Annotated in this window: 12 protein-coding genes and 3 pseudogenes; 6 read left to right on the top strand and 9 right to left on the bottom strand. The window is 61.2% G+C overall.

Annotated features, from left to right (window positions below; translation table 11 throughout):
- The first annotated feature begins 6 nt into the window (after positions 1 to 6).
- The 5 genes from ACN6NG_RS27835 to ACN6NG_RS27815 all read left to right on the top strand — a co-directional run bounded on the left by ACN6NG_RS27835 (position 7) and on the right by ACN6NG_RS27815 (position 7157).
- On the top strand, positions 7 to 1746 hold the full coding sequence (locus ACN6NG_RS27835; protein WP_205896226.1) for a glucan biosynthesis protein G: 1740 nt from the start codon (positions 7 to 9) through the stop codon (positions 1744 to 1746).
- A complete protein-coding gene (gene mdoH / locus ACN6NG_RS27830; RefSeq protein WP_063423334.1) occupies positions 1739 to 4312 on the top strand; it encodes a glucans biosynthesis glucosyltransferase MdoH in 2574 nt (857 codons plus the stop codon). Before ACN6NG_RS27835 ends, mdoH begins: the two co-directional genes overlap by 8 nt.
- 280 nt (positions 4313 to 4592) lie before the next feature.
- Positions 4593 to 5390 (top strand): transporter substrate-binding domain-containing protein, encoded by a 798-nt coding sequence (locus tag ACN6NG_RS27825; RefSeq protein ID WP_024717349.1) that lies wholly within the window; start codon positions 4593 to 4595, stop codon positions 5388 to 5390.
- 77 nt (positions 5391 to 5467) lie between these two features.
- A complete protein-coding gene (locus tag ACN6NG_RS27820; protein ID WP_016501998.1) occupies positions 5468 to 6430 on the top strand; it encodes an amino acid ABC transporter permease in 963 nt (320 codons plus the stop codon).
- A complete protein-coding gene (locus ACN6NG_RS27815) occupies positions 6423 to 7157 on the top strand; it encodes an amino acid ABC transporter ATP-binding protein (RefSeq protein ID WP_063423440.1) in 735 nt (244 codons plus the stop codon). Before ACN6NG_RS27820 ends, ACN6NG_RS27815 begins: the two co-directional genes overlap by 8 nt.
- 118 nt (positions 7158 to 7275) lie before the next feature.
- Here the strand turns inward: ACN6NG_RS27815 and ACN6NG_RS27810 are convergent, their stop codons facing one another.
- Both ACN6NG_RS27810 and ACN6NG_RS27805 read right to left on the bottom strand, forming a co-directional pair.
- Positions 7276 to 8226, bottom strand: coding sequence for an RHS repeat-associated core domain-containing protein (locus ACN6NG_RS27810; protein WP_169725168.1), 951 nt, complete (start codon positions 8224 to 8226; stop codon positions 7276 to 7278).
- A gap of 153 nt (positions 8227 to 8379) precedes the next feature.
- Positions 8380 to 8841: pseudogene (locus tag ACN6NG_RS27805) on the bottom strand (methyl-accepting chemotaxis protein); the annotation flags it as partial.
- A 1-nt stretch (position 8842) separates the two neighbouring features.
- Here ACN6NG_RS27805 and ACN6NG_RS27800 point away from each other — a divergent pair.
- Positions 8843 to 9245, top strand: a pseudogene (locus ACN6NG_RS27800) (DDE-type integrase/transposase/recombinase); the annotation flags it as partial.
- On the opposite strand, the gene ACN6NG_RS27795 reads toward ACN6NG_RS27800, so the two are convergent.
- The 7 genes and pseudogenes from ACN6NG_RS27795 to tatB all read right to left on the bottom strand — a co-directional run bounded on the left by ACN6NG_RS27795 (position 9220) and on the right by tatB (position 16354).
- Positions 9220 to 10188, bottom strand: a complete 969-nt coding sequence (locus tag ACN6NG_RS27795) for an RHS repeat-associated core domain-containing protein (RefSeq protein WP_474317245.1) — start codon at positions 10186 to 10188, stop codon at positions 9220 to 9222. The pseudogene ACN6NG_RS27800 and the gene ACN6NG_RS27795 overlap by 26 nt on opposite strands.
- A 74-nt stretch (positions 10189 to 10262) precedes the next feature.
- On the bottom strand, positions 10263 to 12206 hold the full coding sequence (locus ACN6NG_RS27790; protein ID WP_353456424.1) for a methyl-accepting chemotaxis protein: 1944 nt from the start codon (positions 12204 to 12206) through the stop codon (positions 10263 to 10265).
- 263 nt (positions 12207 to 12469) lie between these two features.
- Complete coding sequence (locus ACN6NG_RS27785; RefSeq protein WP_371321170.1) at positions 12470 to 13183, bottom strand: methyl-accepting chemotaxis protein; 714 nt, start codon at positions 13181 to 13183, stop codon at positions 12470 to 12472.
- Between the two features lie 141 nt (positions 13184 to 13324).
- Positions 13325 to 14269: pseudogene (locus ACN6NG_RS27780) on the bottom strand (methyl-accepting chemotaxis protein); the annotation flags it as partial.
- A 218-nt stretch (positions 14270 to 14487) separates the two neighbouring features.
- Complete coding sequence (locus ACN6NG_RS27775; protein ID WP_063423339.1) at positions 14488 to 15195, bottom strand: 16S rRNA (uracil(1498)-N(3))-methyltransferase; 708 nt, start codon at positions 15193 to 15195, stop codon at positions 14488 to 14490.
- Complete coding sequence (tatC, locus tag ACN6NG_RS27770) at positions 15192 to 15980, bottom strand: twin-arginine translocase subunit TatC (RefSeq protein WP_474317241.1); 789 nt, start codon at positions 15978 to 15980, stop codon at positions 15192 to 15194. Before tatC ends, ACN6NG_RS27775 begins: the two co-directional genes overlap by 4 nt.
- Positions 15977 to 16354, bottom strand: coding sequence for a Sec-independent protein translocase protein TatB (gene tatB / locus ACN6NG_RS27765; RefSeq protein ID WP_016501992.1), 378 nt, complete (start codon positions 16352 to 16354; stop codon positions 15977 to 15979). Before tatB ends, tatC begins: the two co-directional genes overlap by 4 nt.

Raw genomic sequence — 16354 nt, 5'->3', positions numbered from 1 at the left:
TTGCTCGTGATTGTTAGTCCCCAAAAAGCATCAAGAATCCCCGGCATCCGGCTACGCAAGGCCCTGATGGCCAGTGTGGCAGTGGTCGGCCTGATGAGCGCGGGCCAGCTGTGGGCATTCAATCTTGACGATGTTGCAGCCAAGGCAAAGGATCTGGCCGGCCAGAAGTACGACGCACCAAAAAGCAACCTGCCGGCAGTATTCCGCGACATGAAGTTCGCGGACTATCAGAAAATTCATTTCCTGCAGGAAAAGGCCGAGTGGGCCAAGGACAAGACCCCGTTCAAGCTGTCGTTCTACCACCAGGGCATGCACTTCGACACCCCGGTGAAAATCAACGAGGTCACCGCTTCCAAGGTCGAGGAAATCAAGTACGACCCGAGCCGCTTCGAGTTCGGTGACGTGCCACACGACCCGGAAACCACCAAGAACCTGGGTTATGCCGGTTTCCGCGTGCTGTACCCGATCAACAAGGCTGACAAGCAAGACGAGATCATGACCTTGCTGGGCGCCAGCTACTTCCGCGTGGTCGGCAAGGGCCATGTGTATGGCCTGTCGGCCCGTGGCCTGGCCATTGACACTGCGCTGCCGTCGGGCGAGGAATTCCCGCGCTTCACCGAGTTCTGGGTCGAGAAGCCCAAGCCGGCCGACAAGCACCTGGTGATCTACGCCCTGCTGGATTCGCCGCGCTCCACCGGCGCCTACAAGCTGACCCTGCGCCCGGGCAACGACACCGTGGTCGACGTGCAGTCACGCGTGTTCCTGCGTGACCAGGTCAGCCGCCTGGGCATTGCCCCGCTGACCAGCATGTTCCTCTTCGGCCCCAACCAGCCGTCCAAGGTCCTCAACTACCGTCCGGCCCTGCACGACTCCGAAGGCCTGTCGATCCACGCCGGCAATGGCGAGTGGCTGTGGCGCCCGCTGAACAACCCGAAACACCTGGCCGTGAGCAACTTCAGCGTCGAGAACCCGCGTGGTTTCGGCCTGATGCAGCGCCAGCGTGCCTTCAGCGATTATGAAGACCTCGACGACAACTACCAGAAGCGCCCAAGCGCCTGGATCGAGCCGAAGGGTGACTGGGGCAAGGGCACCGTCGACCTGGTCGAAATCCCGACTGCGGACGAGACCAACGACAACATCGTGGCCTTCTGGAGCCCGGAGAAACTGCCGGAGGCAGGCAAGCCGATCGAGTACGCCTACCGCCTGCACTGGACCATCGACGAGGCGAAGTTCCAGGCGCCTGAGCTGGGCTCGGTCAAGCAGACCCTGCGCTCCACCGGTGACGTCAAGCAGTCCAACCTGATCCGCCAGCCAGACGGCAGTGTGGCCTTCCTGGTCGACTTCGCCGGCCCGGCCCTGGCCGCATTGCCGGAAGACGCCGCAGTGCGCAGCCAGATCAGCGTTGACGACAACGCCGAGGTGGTCGAGAACAATCTGCGCTATAACCCTGAGACCAAGGGCTGGCGCCTGACCCTGCGCCTGAAGGTCAAGGAAGCCAACAAATCCACCGGAATGCGTGCCGCGCTGGTGCGTGATGTGCCGGTCGAGCCCGCCAAACCTGCCCAGGACGCCAAGCAGGACAAGGCCGCAGCCAAGCATGCCAAGGCCGAGAAAGCCGTCAAGGCCGAGCAACCTGCCAAGGCTGAACAACCTGCCGCCGATGCGGCGCCCACCAACGGGACCCCGGCCACCACCGAGAAGGTGCTGACCGAGACCTGGAGCTATCAGTTGCCTGCCGATGAGTAACTCAAACGCAAGGCCAGTATCGCTTGGCGAGTACCTGGCTCACCTGCCACTGAGTGACGAGCAACGGGCGGAACTCGCCAGTTGCACGTCGTTCAGTGAGCTGCACCAACGCCTGGCGGCCGACCCGGCCGCCAGCCCCACCGAGGCCGTGCAGGCCTCGGTTGGCCCGCGCCTCACCGTGGGCAGCGCTGCCGAACTGGAAGACGCCGAAATGCTCGGCGTCGACGGCAGCGGCCGCCTTTGCCTGAAGATCGCCCCACCGATCAAGCGCACCAAAGTTGTGCCTGAGCCTTGGCGCACCAACGTGCTGATCCGCATGTGGAGGCGCATGACCGGCCGCCCCAACGCGCCGCAGCCACCCAAGCGCGAGCTGCCGCCGGCACGCTGGCGCACGGTTGGCTCGATCCGCCGTTATATCCTGCTGACCCTGATGATCGGCCAGACCATCGTCGCCGGTTGGTATATGAAAGGCATCCTGCCGTACCAGGGCTGGTCGTTCGTCGACCTTGACGAAGTCCTCAGCCAGCCGCTGTGGGATACCGTGGTGCAGGTGTGGCCGTATGCCTTGCAAACCTCCATCCTGGTCCTCTTCGGCATCCTGTTCTGCTGGGTGTCGGCGGGCTTCTGGACCGCACTGATGGGCTTCCTCGAGCTGCTCACCGGTCGCGACAAATACAAGATTTCGGGCAGCAGCGCCGGCAACGAGCCAATTGCACCCGAGGCGCGTACCGCGCTGGTGATGCCGATCTGCAACGAAGACGTGCCGCGCGTGTTTGCCGGCCTGCGCGCAACGTTCGAGTCGGTGGCCGCCAGCGGCAACCTCGACCGTTTCGACTTCTTCGTGCTCAGCGACACCAACGACACCGACATTGCCGTGGCCGAACAACAAGCCTGGCTGGACGTGTGCCGTGAAACCAAAGGCTTCGGGCGCATCTTCTACCGCCGCCGTCGGCGCCGGGTGAAGCGCAAGAGCGGCAACCTCGACGATTTCTGCCGTCGCTGGGGTGGCGAGTACAAGTACATGGTCGTGCTCGACGCCGACAGCGTCATGAGCGGCGAGTGCCTGAGCAGCCTGGTGCGCCTGATGGAGGCCAACCCGGACGCCGGCATCATCCAGACCGGGCCGAAAGCTTCGGGCATGGACACCCTCTATGCACGCATGCAGCAGTTTGCCACCCGCGTGTACGGCCCACTGTTCACCGCTGGCCTGCACTTCTGGCAGCTGGGCGAGTCGCACTATTGGGGCCACAACGCGATCATCCGCATGAAGCCGTTCATCGAGCACTGCGCCTTGGCGCCGTTGCCGGGCAAGGGCGCGTTCGCCGGTGCAATCCTTTCCCACGACTTCGTCGAAGCCGCGCTTATGCGCCGTGCCGGCTGGGGCGTGTGGATCGCCTACGACTTGCCGGGCAGCTACGAAGAGCTGCCGCCCAACCTGCTCGACGAGCTCAAGCGCGACCGCCGCTGGTGCCACGGCAACCTGATGAACTTCCGCCTGTTCCTGGTCAAGGGCATGCACCCGGTACACCGTGCGGTGTTCCTTACCGGGGTGATGTCGTACCTGTCGGCGCCGCTGTGGTTCCTGTTCCTGGTGCTGTCGACCGCGTTGCTGGCGACCAACACCCTGATGGAGCCGCAGTACTTCATCGAACCGTACCAGCTCTACCCGCTATGGCCGCAGTGGCACCCGGAGAAGGCCGTGGCGCTGTTCTCCACCACCATCGTGTTGCTGTTCCTGCCCAAGCTGCTGAGCATCATCCTGATCTGGGCCAAGGGCGCTGTCGAGTTTGGCGGACGGGTCAAGGTCACCCTGTCGATGCTGATGGAGATGCTGTTCTCCATGCTGCTGGCACCGGTGCGCATGATCTTCCACACCCGCTTCGTGCTGGCCGCGTTCCTCGGCTGGGCTGCGACCTGGAACTCGCCGCAGCGTGACGACGACTCCACGCCGTGGGGCGAGGCTATGCGTCGCCATGGCCCGCAAACCTTGCTGGGCATTGCCTGGGCTGGGTTGGTGGCCTGGCTGAACCCGGCCTTCCTATGGTGGCTGGCGCCAATCGTTGGCTCGCTGATGCTGTCGATCCCGGTTTCGGTGATCTCCAGCCGCACCCGCCTGGGCCTGGCCGCCAAGGACGAGAAGCTGTTCCTCATCCCTGAGGAATACGCCACTCCGCAAGAGCTGCTGGCTACCGACCAGTACACCCACGAAAACCGCTGGCATGCGCTGCATGACGGCTTCGTGCGGGCCGTGGTCGACCCACGGCAGAACGCCCTGGCCTGCGCCATGGCCACTGCCCGTCATGGCCAGGCGGCGCCGATTGAAGCGCTGCGTGCCGAGCGCGTGGCCAAGGCCATGGAAGTCGGGCCCCAAGGGCTGGACCTCAACACCCGCCTGGCCCTGCTCAGCGACCCGGTGGCGCTGGCCCGCCTGCACGAGCAGGTGTGGGCAGAGCACAACGCGGCGTGGATCGACGTGTGGCGCGCTTCTATCAAGAACGACCCGCACTCGCCGCTGTTGCCGCTGCACCCGGAAAATGAAGGTCAACCGGCACTCGTCGGCGCCTGATCGGCCTGGGGCCGCTTTGCGGCCCATTCGCCGGCAAGCCAGCTCCCACAGGTATTGCGCAAGCCTCTGGCCTGTGTGAATCCTGTGGGAGCTGGCTTGCCGGCGATGAAGGCTCCCCAATATTCCTGCCTAATCGGATTTTGGCCAACAAAGTCCCCCCCGGCGCTAGGTCCCCGAGCCGCCATGCGTTAGCATCCCATTCCGATACGACGCCTCGGCCGGTACGGCCGTGCCAACACAATAAGATTCGCTACTTTTCTTGCTAGGGGACTTGGTGATGATCAAGCAATACCTTTCGCGACTGCTGGTCGGTGTAACCGCCCTGGTCGCTGTAACTGCGGCCCAGGCAGGCGCCATCGATGACGCGGTCAAGCGCGGCACCCTCAAGGTGGGCATGGACCCGACCTACATGCCGTTCCAGATGACCAACAAGCGTGGCGAGATCATCGGCTTTGAAGTCGACATTCTCAAGGCCATGGCCAAGTCCATGGGCGTCAAGTTCGAAGCGGTCTCCACGGCTTATGACGGCATCATCCCGGCCCTGCTGACCGACAAGTTCGACATGATCGGCAGCGGCATGACCCTGACCCAGGAACGCAACCTGCGCCTGAACTTCAGCGAACCCTTCATCGTCGTTGGCCAGACCCTGCTGATCCGCAAGGAACTGGCGGGCGAGATCAAGTCGTACAAAGACCTGAACAACGAGAAGTACCGCCTGACCTCCAAGCTGGGCACCACCGGTGAAATGGTCTCCAAGAAGTTGATCGGCAAAGCCAAGTACCACGGCTACGACAACGAACAGGAAGCGGTGATGGACGTGGTCAACGGCAAGGCTGATGCCTTCGTCTACGACGCCCCATACAACGTGGTAGCCGTGGAGAAAGCCGGTGCCGGCAAGCTGCTGTTCCTCGAAGAGCCCTTCACCTACGAGCCGCTGGCTTTCGGCTTGAAGAAAGGCGACTACGACAGCATCAACTTCATCAACAACTTCCTGCACCAGATCAAGCATGACGGGACCTATGATCGTATTCACGACAAGTGGTTCAAGAACAAGGACTGGCTGAAGGACATGGAATAAGGCCCAGGCCACAAGCCCGGCTTTGACCCCGACGCGCAGGCAAACCCTGCGCGTTCGCATTTACGGAAGTACCCCACGTGATCAAACACAAGAAAGCCCAGTGGCCCTGGCACGGGCTGACCGCCCTGGTGCTGGTCGGCCTGGCGATCAGCCTGTACATGGCCACCTCGATGATGTCCTACGAGTGGCGCTGGAACCGCGTACCGCAGTACTTTGCCTACAAGGCCGAAGACGTTCAGCGCGCTGCCGGTTATGGCACCGTGCAGGAGATCGTCATTGCCGGCGATAACGCCCGCGTCACGCTGAAGGACGAGCAAGGTGACGAGCAGGTGCTTGAAGTGGCCAAGGACAGCCTGCAACTGAGCCGCGGCGACGATGTGGCCGAAGGCGACCAGATTGGCGTCACCCGCCATTGGGCAGCCGGCCCGCTGGCCTGGGGCCTGTGGACAACGTTGTGGCTGTCGGTGGTGTCCGGCGCGCTGGGCCTGGTCATCGGCTTGTTCGCGGGCTTGTGCCGGTTGTCCAGCAACCCGACCCTGCGTGACCTCTCGACCGTTTATGTCGAACTGGTGCGCGGCACGCCACTGCTGGTGCAGATCTTCATTTTCTACTTCTTCATCGGCACCGTGCTCAACCTGTCCCGCGAGTTCGCCGGGGTGGCGGCGCTGGCACTGTTCACGGGCGCCTACGTGGCAGAAATCGTCCGTGCTGGCGTGCAGTCCATCACCAAGGGCCAGAACGAAGCCGCGCGCTCGCTGGGCCTGAACGCCGGCCAGTCGATGCGCCACGTGATCCTGCCGCAGGCTTTCAAGCGCGTGCTGCCGCCGTTGGCTGGCCAGTTCATCAGCCTGGTCAAGGACACCTCGCTGGTTTCGGTGATCGCCATCACCGAACTGACCAAGAGCGGCCGCGAGGCCATCACCACCTCGTTCTCGACCTTCGAGATCTGGTTCTGCGTGGCAGGTCTGTACCTGCTGATCAACCTGCCGCTGTCGCACCTGGCCAGCCGGCTCGAGCGGAGGCTTGCGCAAAGTGATTGAAGTCCGTGACCTGCTGAAAGTCTTCGACACCCGTGGCCAAGTGGTACGGGCTGTGGACAACGTCACCACCCAGGTCGCCAAAGGCGAAGTGGTGGTAGTGCTCGGCCCATCGGGTTCGGGCAAGTCCACCTTCCTGCGCTGCCTCAACGGCCTGGAGCATTTCGACCAAGGCCATGTGGCCATCGACGGCCTGCAACTGGCCGACCCGAAGACCGACATCAACGCCTACCGCCGCGAAGTCGGCATGGTGTTCCAGCACTTCAACCTGTTCCCGCACATGACCGTGCTGGAAAACCTGTGCTTGGCGCAGAAGGTGGTGCGCAAGCGCAACAAGGCCGAGCGTGAAGCCAAGGCCCGGGCGTTGCTGGAGAAGGTGGGTATTTCGCAGAAGGCCAACGAATACCCGTCGCGCTTGTCGGGCGGCCAGCAACAGCGCGTGGCGATTGCCCGTGCCCTGGCGATGGACCCGAAAGTGATGCTGTTCGACGAGCCGACCTCGGCGCTGGACCCGGAAATGGTCGGCGAAGTGCTGGACGTGATGAAGACCCTGGCCCAGGAAGGCATGACCATGGTCTGCGTCACCCATGAAATGGGCTTTGCCCGCGAAGTGGCGGACCGGGTGCTGTTCTTCGATCACGGCAAGCTGCTGGAGGATGCCGCCCCAGAGGCATTCTTCGATGCGCCGAAGGACCCGCGTGCGCAGGCGTTTCTGCGCCAGGTATTGTGAAACCTAGTGGGCGGTAGGGCGTAGCCAACCCCCATGCTCGCTTCCTGCGGGTTGGCTACATCACCCATTCGTTGTTTTGGAAAGCAACTTGAAAATGAATAATTGCGCGGTAGGGGAGTTAAAGGGTTGTTCTAATTGCTTTCATAGCTACATGAGGATATTTCTTTTTTAGATACTCTAGACGGTCGCGCGCTGCCTGAATTGCTATTTCGTTTTGTTTAAGTCGCCACTCTGCCGCCTCAACTTGCGACTGTATTTTTTCTAGTTTTTGGCGCTCTGTGACCAATTGGATACGATTGGCTTCAAGTTTCTTCGATTCGGACGCTTTGTCGGCGTAATTTTTGTATAAGTAACTTGCCTTGAGGCCGTCTTTGCTTTTTTCGTATGTGACTGTGCCGTCCATTGTGCGCATGTCGTCGATGAGCGCTAAAATTTTAGCATCAATTTCTTTAAGCTCGGTATCGATCGCAAGGATCTCTCTCTTCCTATGAGCATTATTTTTACCTTCTTGGACGACGTTAAACTTCAAATAGGAAGTGCTGTCTATCTGATGTTTTAAATTTTCTGAGGCTTTGACTAGCTCTTTTCCAGCTTTCCAATCCCTGTAGCGCGCTATAGGTCCACGGATATTCCCTGAAGGATCATTATAGTTAATCGGGTCGCCCGCTGTGTAAGCATATGCATTAAGGTTGCCGGCCAAGAATATGCTGGTACGATCGGCAGAAATGAATCGCTTAAGACTGGGGCTGTATCCACGTTCTCCGCGGCCTAACAAGTACACACCGAAAGCTTCCCGATGCTCTCCGTTGAAGCCCAGTGATACAGGTAAAGGCCCAGTGCCGTTATTTCCGTAAGCACAGTAAGCCACGCTGTTGATGGCAGAACTCTGGATCGAAGCCAATACGGACGTTGCTCTGTCGACAGCAAGCAGCTTGTTCTCGGTAAAGGGTGGCCCCCCTAGCTGACAGACCGGAGTGCTGGCCGCGTTCATCACTCTTACTGAGCTACCGGGCACTCCAATAGATGCGAGCCGATCATGCTGATAAAATCGTAACTGACGATCACTCATGAGAAGCATCCCTATTGAGTCATGGCCTCAAGGATGCGGGCAGCCAGGTAGCCCCGACAACTGGCAAAAATGCCAGGTTTGTGCGCTCTGGTAATTCTTTATGCCCAAGCTTAGATTGAATGGTCGAGGGGCTGCAAAGCAGCCCCGGTAATCTCAAATGCTGAACCGCCCAACCATCCCCCGCAATTGCTGCCCCAACTGCTCTAGCTCCCCGCTCGAGGCCGCCGTCTGTTCGCTGGCCGCACTGGTCTGATCCGACAGATCCCGCACATTGATCACGCTTCGGTTGATCTGCTCGGCCACCACGCTTTGTTCCTCGCTGGCCGTGGCGATTTGCTGGTTCATGCCCTGGATACTCGACACCGTATCGGTGATCTGGCTCAAGGCATCCCCGGCCTTGCGGCTTAGTTCGACGCTCTGCTCGGTCAGGCGCTTGCTGTTGTCGAGCAGGCTGGTGACCTGCTCGGTGCCGCTGTGCAGGCTTTCGATCAGCTGTTCGATCTCTTCGGTGGACTGCTGTGTGCGCTGCGCCAACCCTCTGACTTCATCGGCGACCACAGCAAAACCACGCCCGGCTTCGCCGGCTCGGGCGGCCTCGATGGCGGCGTACAGCGCAGTGGGCTGGGCCTTATCAGAAAAGCCGGACGCCGACCTCGTGGTCAAAGCGCTGGACGTGGCTTACGAACAACGCTAAGCCTCTAGGGCTACTGTTCCACTCCGACCAGGGGTCGCAATATGGCAGCCGTCAGTTCCGCCAGAGACTGTGGCGCTACCGCATGCGCCAGAGCATGAGCCGCCGAGGCAGCTGCTGGGATAACGCGCCGATGGAGCGAGTATTTCGTAGCTTGAACTCAGAGTGGATACCGACCACGGCGTACCTGACTGGGCAGCAAGCTTACCGAGGCATCAGCCAGTACCTGATGAGCCATTACCACTGGATACGGCCCCACCCATTCAACAATGGATTGGCCCCAGCGAAAGCGGAAGAAAAACTCAAAGCTTTGTCACGTATGAGGTGACCGAGTCATAGGTCCGAATTTGTACAACATCAAAGCTAGTCAATACTCTCTCGCTTGCAAATTTTTCTGTCGGTTCGACGCTTGGCGGTGTACCGACATGTGCTGCGGACAGGTCCTGGCTACTTCTCGATGTACCGACATGTGCTGCGGGCAGCTCCTTGCTACTTCTCAATAAATTTTTCTTCTGGTTCTCCAGTGGGGGCAGAGCTTCACGTTGTTTAACTCTATGTGCAAGAGTTCTGGTTCGATTATTGGGTAACTCGTCGAAATGTCCGAGTAATCCGTAAAATTGGCGTGCGGACTCTGCAAAAGTATCTGAAAAAGTAATTGTAAAACCAGTTGAAGTAGTAGTTTTTTGAGGGCTGCTTGCTTTCATGAGGCCGAGCTGCCTAAGTGCGCCCTTGATAGATACTGGTGAATTGCCCGAAGGGTCTGTGTAATTAACCGGGTCACCGGCAGCATAGGCATAACAATTGAAGTTATTTTTTAAAAAAATTCCCGCTCGGTCGGGGGATAGAAAGCGCCTCAGGCGAGTGCTGTACGCTCGGTTGCCATGACCCAGCAAATAGTAATCGAAGGGTTCCAACAGCTCGCCATTATAGCCCAATGCAGTCGCTTGGTTTTCGACGGCACGGTGGCCATAGGGACTGTATTGGGACGCTTGAATACCTTGTGTGTGCTGCGCACTTAGAATGGAGTGTGCTTCATCAGTTGCAAGAAGGCGGGCCCTCTCAGGCGCTGAGCTTAATTGACCCAGTGGAACTCCCATCGCCCTAAGTAGGCGGGTTTGGCTATCGGCTGCGCTGATGTTCGCAAGCGTATTCCCATTGCGGAAGTACAATTTTTTTGGGGACATTGGCTTCGGCGCTCGCTTTAATAGGGTGCAATTGATCATAGGCCCCGCCTGCGCCAGCACAACTGGCAGAATTAACAGTTTAGCCATGAGCGTAAATATGCTCTTTATCACTTGAGCAAGCCCTGCAGCGCGCAAGGGGCCGCCACGCGGCCCCGGCAATTTCAAAGGCTGAACCGCCCCACCATCCCCCGTAGCTGCTGCCCCAGCTGCTCCAGCTCCCCACTCGAAGCTGCCGTCTGCTCACTGGCTGCACTGGTCTGGTCTGACGCATCGCGCACACTGATCACACTGCGGTTGATTTGCTCGGCCACCACGCTCTGCTCCTCGCTGGCCGTGGCGATTTGCTGGTTCATGCCCTGGATACTCGACACCGTATCGGTGATCTGGCTCAGGGCATCCCCCGCCTTGCGGCTCAGTTCGACGCTCTGCTCGGTCAGGCGCTTGCTGTTGTCGAGCAGGCTGGTGACCTGGTCGGTGCCGCTGTGCAGGCTTTCGATCAGCTGTTCGATCTCTTCGGTGGACTGCTGTGTGCGCTGCGCTAACCCTCTGACTTCATCGGCGACCACAGCAAAACCACGCCCGGCTTCGCCGGCTCGGGCGGCCTCGATGGCGGCGTTCAGTGCCAGTAGGTTGGTTTGTTCGGACACCGACTTGATCACATCGAGAATGCTGCCGATGCGCTGACTTTCACCTGCCAGGTGCTGCATGGCCGCCAGGCAATGGTCCATTTGCCCAGCCAGTTGCTCGATACGGTTGATGGCCTCGGAGACCACTTGATCGCCCAGCTGCGCCTGCTGGTCGGCATTGGTCGCCGCCATCGACGCCTGCTCGGCATTCTGTGCAACTTCCTGCACCGTGGCGCTCATCTGGTTCATGGCGGTGGCCACCTGGTCGGTTTCCTCGCGCTGCTGGTTGATGCGCAGCTTGGTGTCTTCGCTGCTGGCTGCCAGCTGCGAAGCGGCCTGTGACAGTTGGCCGACCCCTTGGTCGATGCCGCCGATCAGTTCACGCAGGCTCAAGGTCATCTCGCGCATGCTGGTTTGCAACTGGCCCATCTCGTCGCGGCGTTGCACTGTGTCCACCTGGCTCAGATCCCCCTTGGCAATACGTGCGGCCACCGCCAGGGTCTGGCGCAACGGCTGGGTGATCTGCAAAGTGATCAGCCAAGCGGCCAGCACCCCCACCGCCAGCGCCAGCAGCGCCACACTGGTCAGCAATGAACGTGCGGCCAGTGCTTCGTGGTCGCGTTGCTCAACCTTGCGCTTGCCAAGTTCCAGGCTCACCGCTCGCAACTCATTGCCCATGTTTTCCATGTTGTTCTGCAACTGTTCGACGCGCACGGCAGCGCGCCGGTACTGGTCCAGGCTGGTGCGGTACTTGGCCAGCTCGACGCCTGGCTGCTCCGTGACCGCGCGTGGCAAGCCCAGCGGTGCAAGGCTTTGCAGCAGTTGCCCAAGGCTACTGTCGGCGGCGTTCAGGGCGCTGTCGCCGACTTTGGCAAAGTCCTCGACCGGGGAGAAGGTGTAGGCGGGCACCAGGCTCTGCTGGTTGGCAGCGTCGACGTGCCTGTTGAAGGTGTCCATCAGGCCCAGTACACCACTTTGCTGGCTGTCGGCAGGCATCTGCAGCAAGGCCTGGGTCTGCAGTTCGTCGATCGCCTCGTTGAGTTTCTGCTCTTGTGTCTGCATGGCCTCGCGCAGGGCGATGCGGTTGGTGACGCCGCGTTGCAGCTCGTTGAAGTCGTCGCGCAAGCGCTGCAGCAGCGCCAGTTTTTCGGACAGCAACTGCCGGGATTCATCGACGCTGCTGCGTTGTTGCAAGGTGCTCAGCATGCTGTCGAGTTGCTCGAGGATACTGCCGATGCGCGCTTTGCTGGCGTCATCGGTAAGCACGCGGTAGGTGATGCGCTCTGCACGCAGGTCTTTGGTCAGGTCGTTGATCAGGCCTATTTCGCTGAGTTGCTGCGAGCGCACGATGGCACCATCCAGTGCACGCCAGCCGCTGAGGGTGGTGGCCAGGGTAAGCAGCAGGACCACCGCAAAGCCGAGGGCCAGCTTGGCAGCGACACTGATGTTGCCGAGCTTGCGGTTGAGGTATCCGAGCATGTTGAGTCTCCGTCCATTCAAGAAAGGGGATGCAAGCGCATTGCTGGCATCTCACCTCTGCCAATCGGCAGCGGAGCTGTAGGACTTGACCTGAAAACCGGGTAGGAAATTTCGCTGCGAAGTGTAGGAAGGTTATGCCCGCACTGGCCTCTTCGCGGGTAAACCCGCTCCTACAGGTACTGCTCAGCCCTTGAAGCCTGCGCGATACCTGTGGGAGCGGGTTTACCCGCGAAGAGGCCAGTGCAGGTGATCCATCCCTCAGATCAAAGTTTGAACCGCCCCACCAACCCCTGCAGGTGGGTCCCCAGGCGAGCCAGCTCCACACTCGAACTGGCCGTCTCTTCACTTGCCGCCGAGGTCTGGTCGGATATATCCCGCACATTCATCACGCTACGGTTGATCTCCTCGGCCACGGCTGTCTGTTCCTCGGCTGCCGTGGCAATCTGCTGGTTCATCGCCTGAATCGACGACACGGTGCGGGTAATGGTCTCCAGCGAGCTGCCGGCGCGGCGGGTCAGCTCGACGCTGCTGTCGGTCAGCTGGCGGCTGTTGTCCATCACGCTGGCCACCCGTTGGGTGCCGCTTTGCAGGCCGGCAATCAGCTCTTCGATCTCTTCAGTCGACTGCTGGGTGCGCTGGGCCAGGCTGCGTACTTCATCGGCCACCACGGCAAAGCCACGCCCGGCCTCGCCGGCGCGGGCAGCTTCGATAGCCGCGTTCAGCGCCAGCAGGTTGGTCTGCTGAGCCACCGATTTGATCACGTCGAGCACGCTGCCGATCTTGTCGCTCTCGGCCTTGAGCTGGTTCATCGCTTCGCTGGAGTTGATCACTTCACCCGCCAGCCGCTCGATCTGCGCCACAGCCTCACCCACCACCCGGTCGCCTTCGCGGGCTTGCTGGTCGGCCATCAGGGCGGCTTCCGAGGCCTGCTCGGCGTTACGGGCTACCTCGTGCACGGTGGCCGTCATCTGGTTCATGGCGGTCGCTACCTGGTCGGTTTCGACCTTCTGGTTGTTGACCCCAGCGCTGGTCTGCTCGGTTACCGCCGACAGCTCCTCTGCGGCACTGGCAATCTGAGTGACACCGTCACCGATGCCGCCGATCAGTTCGCGCAGGCCTTGGGTCATGCGCTGCATGCTCGCTTGCAGCTGGCCCAGTTCGTCACGGCGGTTTACCTGCAGGTTCTGGGTCAGGTCGCCACTGGCGACCCGCTCTGCGGCGCGCAGGGTCTGGCGCAGGGGGATGATGATCTGCCGGGTAATGGCCCATGCCGCCAGCAGGCCGAGGGCCAGGGCCAGCCCGGTGGCCACGGCGAGCAGGGTCTTGGCCTGGGTCGCGCCGGCGTCACGCACGGCGGTTTGCGAAGTGGTCATCGCCTGGCTGGTCTGTAGCAGCAGCGTACCTTGCTCGGCCATGTGCTGCAGGGCCTGCTCGCTGGCGGCCTGGGCATTGCCGAACTGGGTGACCGCATCGCGGTAGCCGCCCATGGCGGTGGCGGCATCGTCGAGACCGGCGGCATGTTCGGCCGGCACTTGGGCCGGCAATGCGCGCAGCTCGGCGAGGGCCTGGTCGATGGCTTTCAGCCCCGTTTGCTGGAACTCGGCATTGCCGCTGTAGGTGTAGCCACGCACCTGGAAACGCGCTTGTTGCAGCAGGGCGCTGACGTCTACCGCGTGCTGGTACTGGTTGATATCGCCGCCTTGCAGCAGGCCCCGCTGCACGCGGCCGATCAGCTCTGCAGCCTTGTCAGCGCTGTCGCCGAGCACGCTACGGCTGGCCTCGCGGCGCTGGCCGGCCTGCTTCAGCTCGTTGAATGCCTGCTGGTAAATGCGCACGGCCTCGCGCTGCTGCTCCAGGCGCTGGCGGTCGGCGGTGTTTTCGATCTGCCCGAGCATCAGCTGCACCTGGCGGTCGAGGTTGGCCAGGGCTTTTTCCAGCTCGGCCACCGACGCGTCATCACTGCGGCGCTCGTAATGCTGGCGGGCAATGCGCAGTTCCTGGGTGTACTGCTGGATGACCGAGATGTTACCCAGCTTGTCGCCACGGTCGATGATGCTGTCCATGCCGTGCCAGCCGGCCAGGGTAATAGCCAGGGTCAACAGCAGCACCAGGCCGAAACCCAGCCCCAGTTTGCGATTCACGCTCACATTGCCCAGCGATTGGGCTAACCATTGGTACATGTACGACTCCCCGGCGGCTTGGCAGCACAAATAATTGTTGTGTTGCCAAGGCCATCGGCCCGGGAGGGGGAAACTTGATGGGCGAAAAAGTGGCGTTTACGTCAGAAAATACGCGAAAGCAGCGCAGTGACGGCAGTCTCTACCCGCAGGATGCGATCACCCAGCTGCACCGGTGCCAGGCCAGCCTTGCCCAACAGGTCAATTTCGTAGGGGATCCAGCCGCCTTCGGGGCCGATGGCCAGGGTTACGGCTTGTTCCACGGCACGCGGGCAGGCGGGGTAAGGGCCGGGGTGGCCCACAAGGCCCAGGGTGCCAGCGGCGATGGCGGGTAGGCGGTCTTCGACGAAAGGCTTGAAGCGTTTCTCGATGATCACCTCGGGCAGCACCGTGTCACGCGCCTGTTCCAGGCCGAGGATCAGGTTGTCGCGGATGCTCTCGGGCTGCAAGAAAGGCGTTTGCCAGAAGCTTTTCTCGACCTTGTAACTGTTCACCAGGATCAGCCGTGATACGCCGAGGGTGGCCACGGTCTGGAACAGCCGCCGCAGCATTTTCGGCCGCGGCACCGCCAGCACCAGGGTCAACGGCAGCTTCGCCGGTGGCTGCTGGTCGAAGACCACTTCAAGTTCGGCCTCGTGCTGTTCCAGGCGCAGCACCGTGGCTTTGCCCATCAGGCCGTTGATTCGGCCCACGCGCAGGTTGTCGCCCACCGCTACGCGGTGGATTTCCTGCATGTGGGTAAAGCGCCGATCAGCAAGAACGACGCGGTCGGCCGAGACGAAATCGGCCTCTTCAAGGAGCAACAGATTCACGGCTGGGTCGCTGGTGGCTGGTCGTTGTGGTCGTTGGCTTCTTCGTCGTGGGCACTGCGCTTGCGGATCAGGCTACCGCACAGCACGCCGACCTCGAACAGCAGCCACATGGGCACTGCCAGCAGGGTCTGGGAGAAGATGTCCGGCGGGGTGAGGATCATGCCGACCACGAAGCAGCCGATGATCACGTAAGGGCGGACCTTCTTCAGGTACTTCACGTCGACCACGCCAATCCATACCAGCAGCACCACTGCCACCGGGATTTCGAAGGCGACGCCAAAGGCGAAGAACAGCGTCATCACAAAGTCGAGGTAGTTGGCGATATCGGTCATCATTGCCACGCCTGCCGGGGTGGCGGCGGCAAAGAAACTGAACATCAGCGGGAACACCAGGAAATAGGCAAAGGCCATACCGGCGTAGAACAGCAGAATGCTCGACACCAGCAGCGGAATGGCGATGCGCCTTTCATGGCGGTACAGACCCGGTGCGATAAAACCCCAGATCTGCTGCAGGATGAACGGGATCGCCAGGAACAGCGAGACGATCATGGTCAGCTTGAACGGCGTCAGGAAGGGCGAGGCCACGTCGGTGGCGATCATCGTCGCGTTGGCCGGTAAATGGTCGCGCAGCGGCGCCGAGACCAGGGTGTAGATCTGCTGGGCGAAGGAAAACAGCCCGGTAAAGATCAGGAAAATGACGGCAACACAGCGCAGCAGGCGGGTGCGCAGTTCGGTCAGGTGCGAGACCAGCGGCATCGGCTGGTCGTGTTCCGGATTCTCGCTCATGGGGCTCGCGGCGGTTGAGGCGGTTCAGAGGATGCGACCGGGGTTGCAGGTGCTTCGACCGGCCTGGCCTCAAGCCCGGCAGGTGGCTGCACGCTGGCCGTGGTTACCGGCGGCTGGGCAGGGGGTGTCATCGGGTTGAGGATGCGCTTGGCTTCCTCTTCCATCTGCAGGATGTGCTCGTTATGCAGCTGGCGACGGATGTCGTCGGCGCCGATTTCGCGCTCGACTTCCATCTTGATGCTGTTGAAGCTGCGTTTGAGCCGGCCGATCCACAGGCCTGCGGTGCGCGCGGCACCGGGCAGGCGCTCGGGGCCGAGCACCAGCAGGGCGACCAGACCTACGAGTAGCAGCTCGCTGAAACTGATGCCGAACAT

This window comes from Pseudomonas sp. TSO6 (assembly GCF_056098905.1).
The sequence above is the reverse complement of the archived record's forward strand: the minus strand, read 5'-3'. Positions and strand labels throughout refer to the sequence as shown.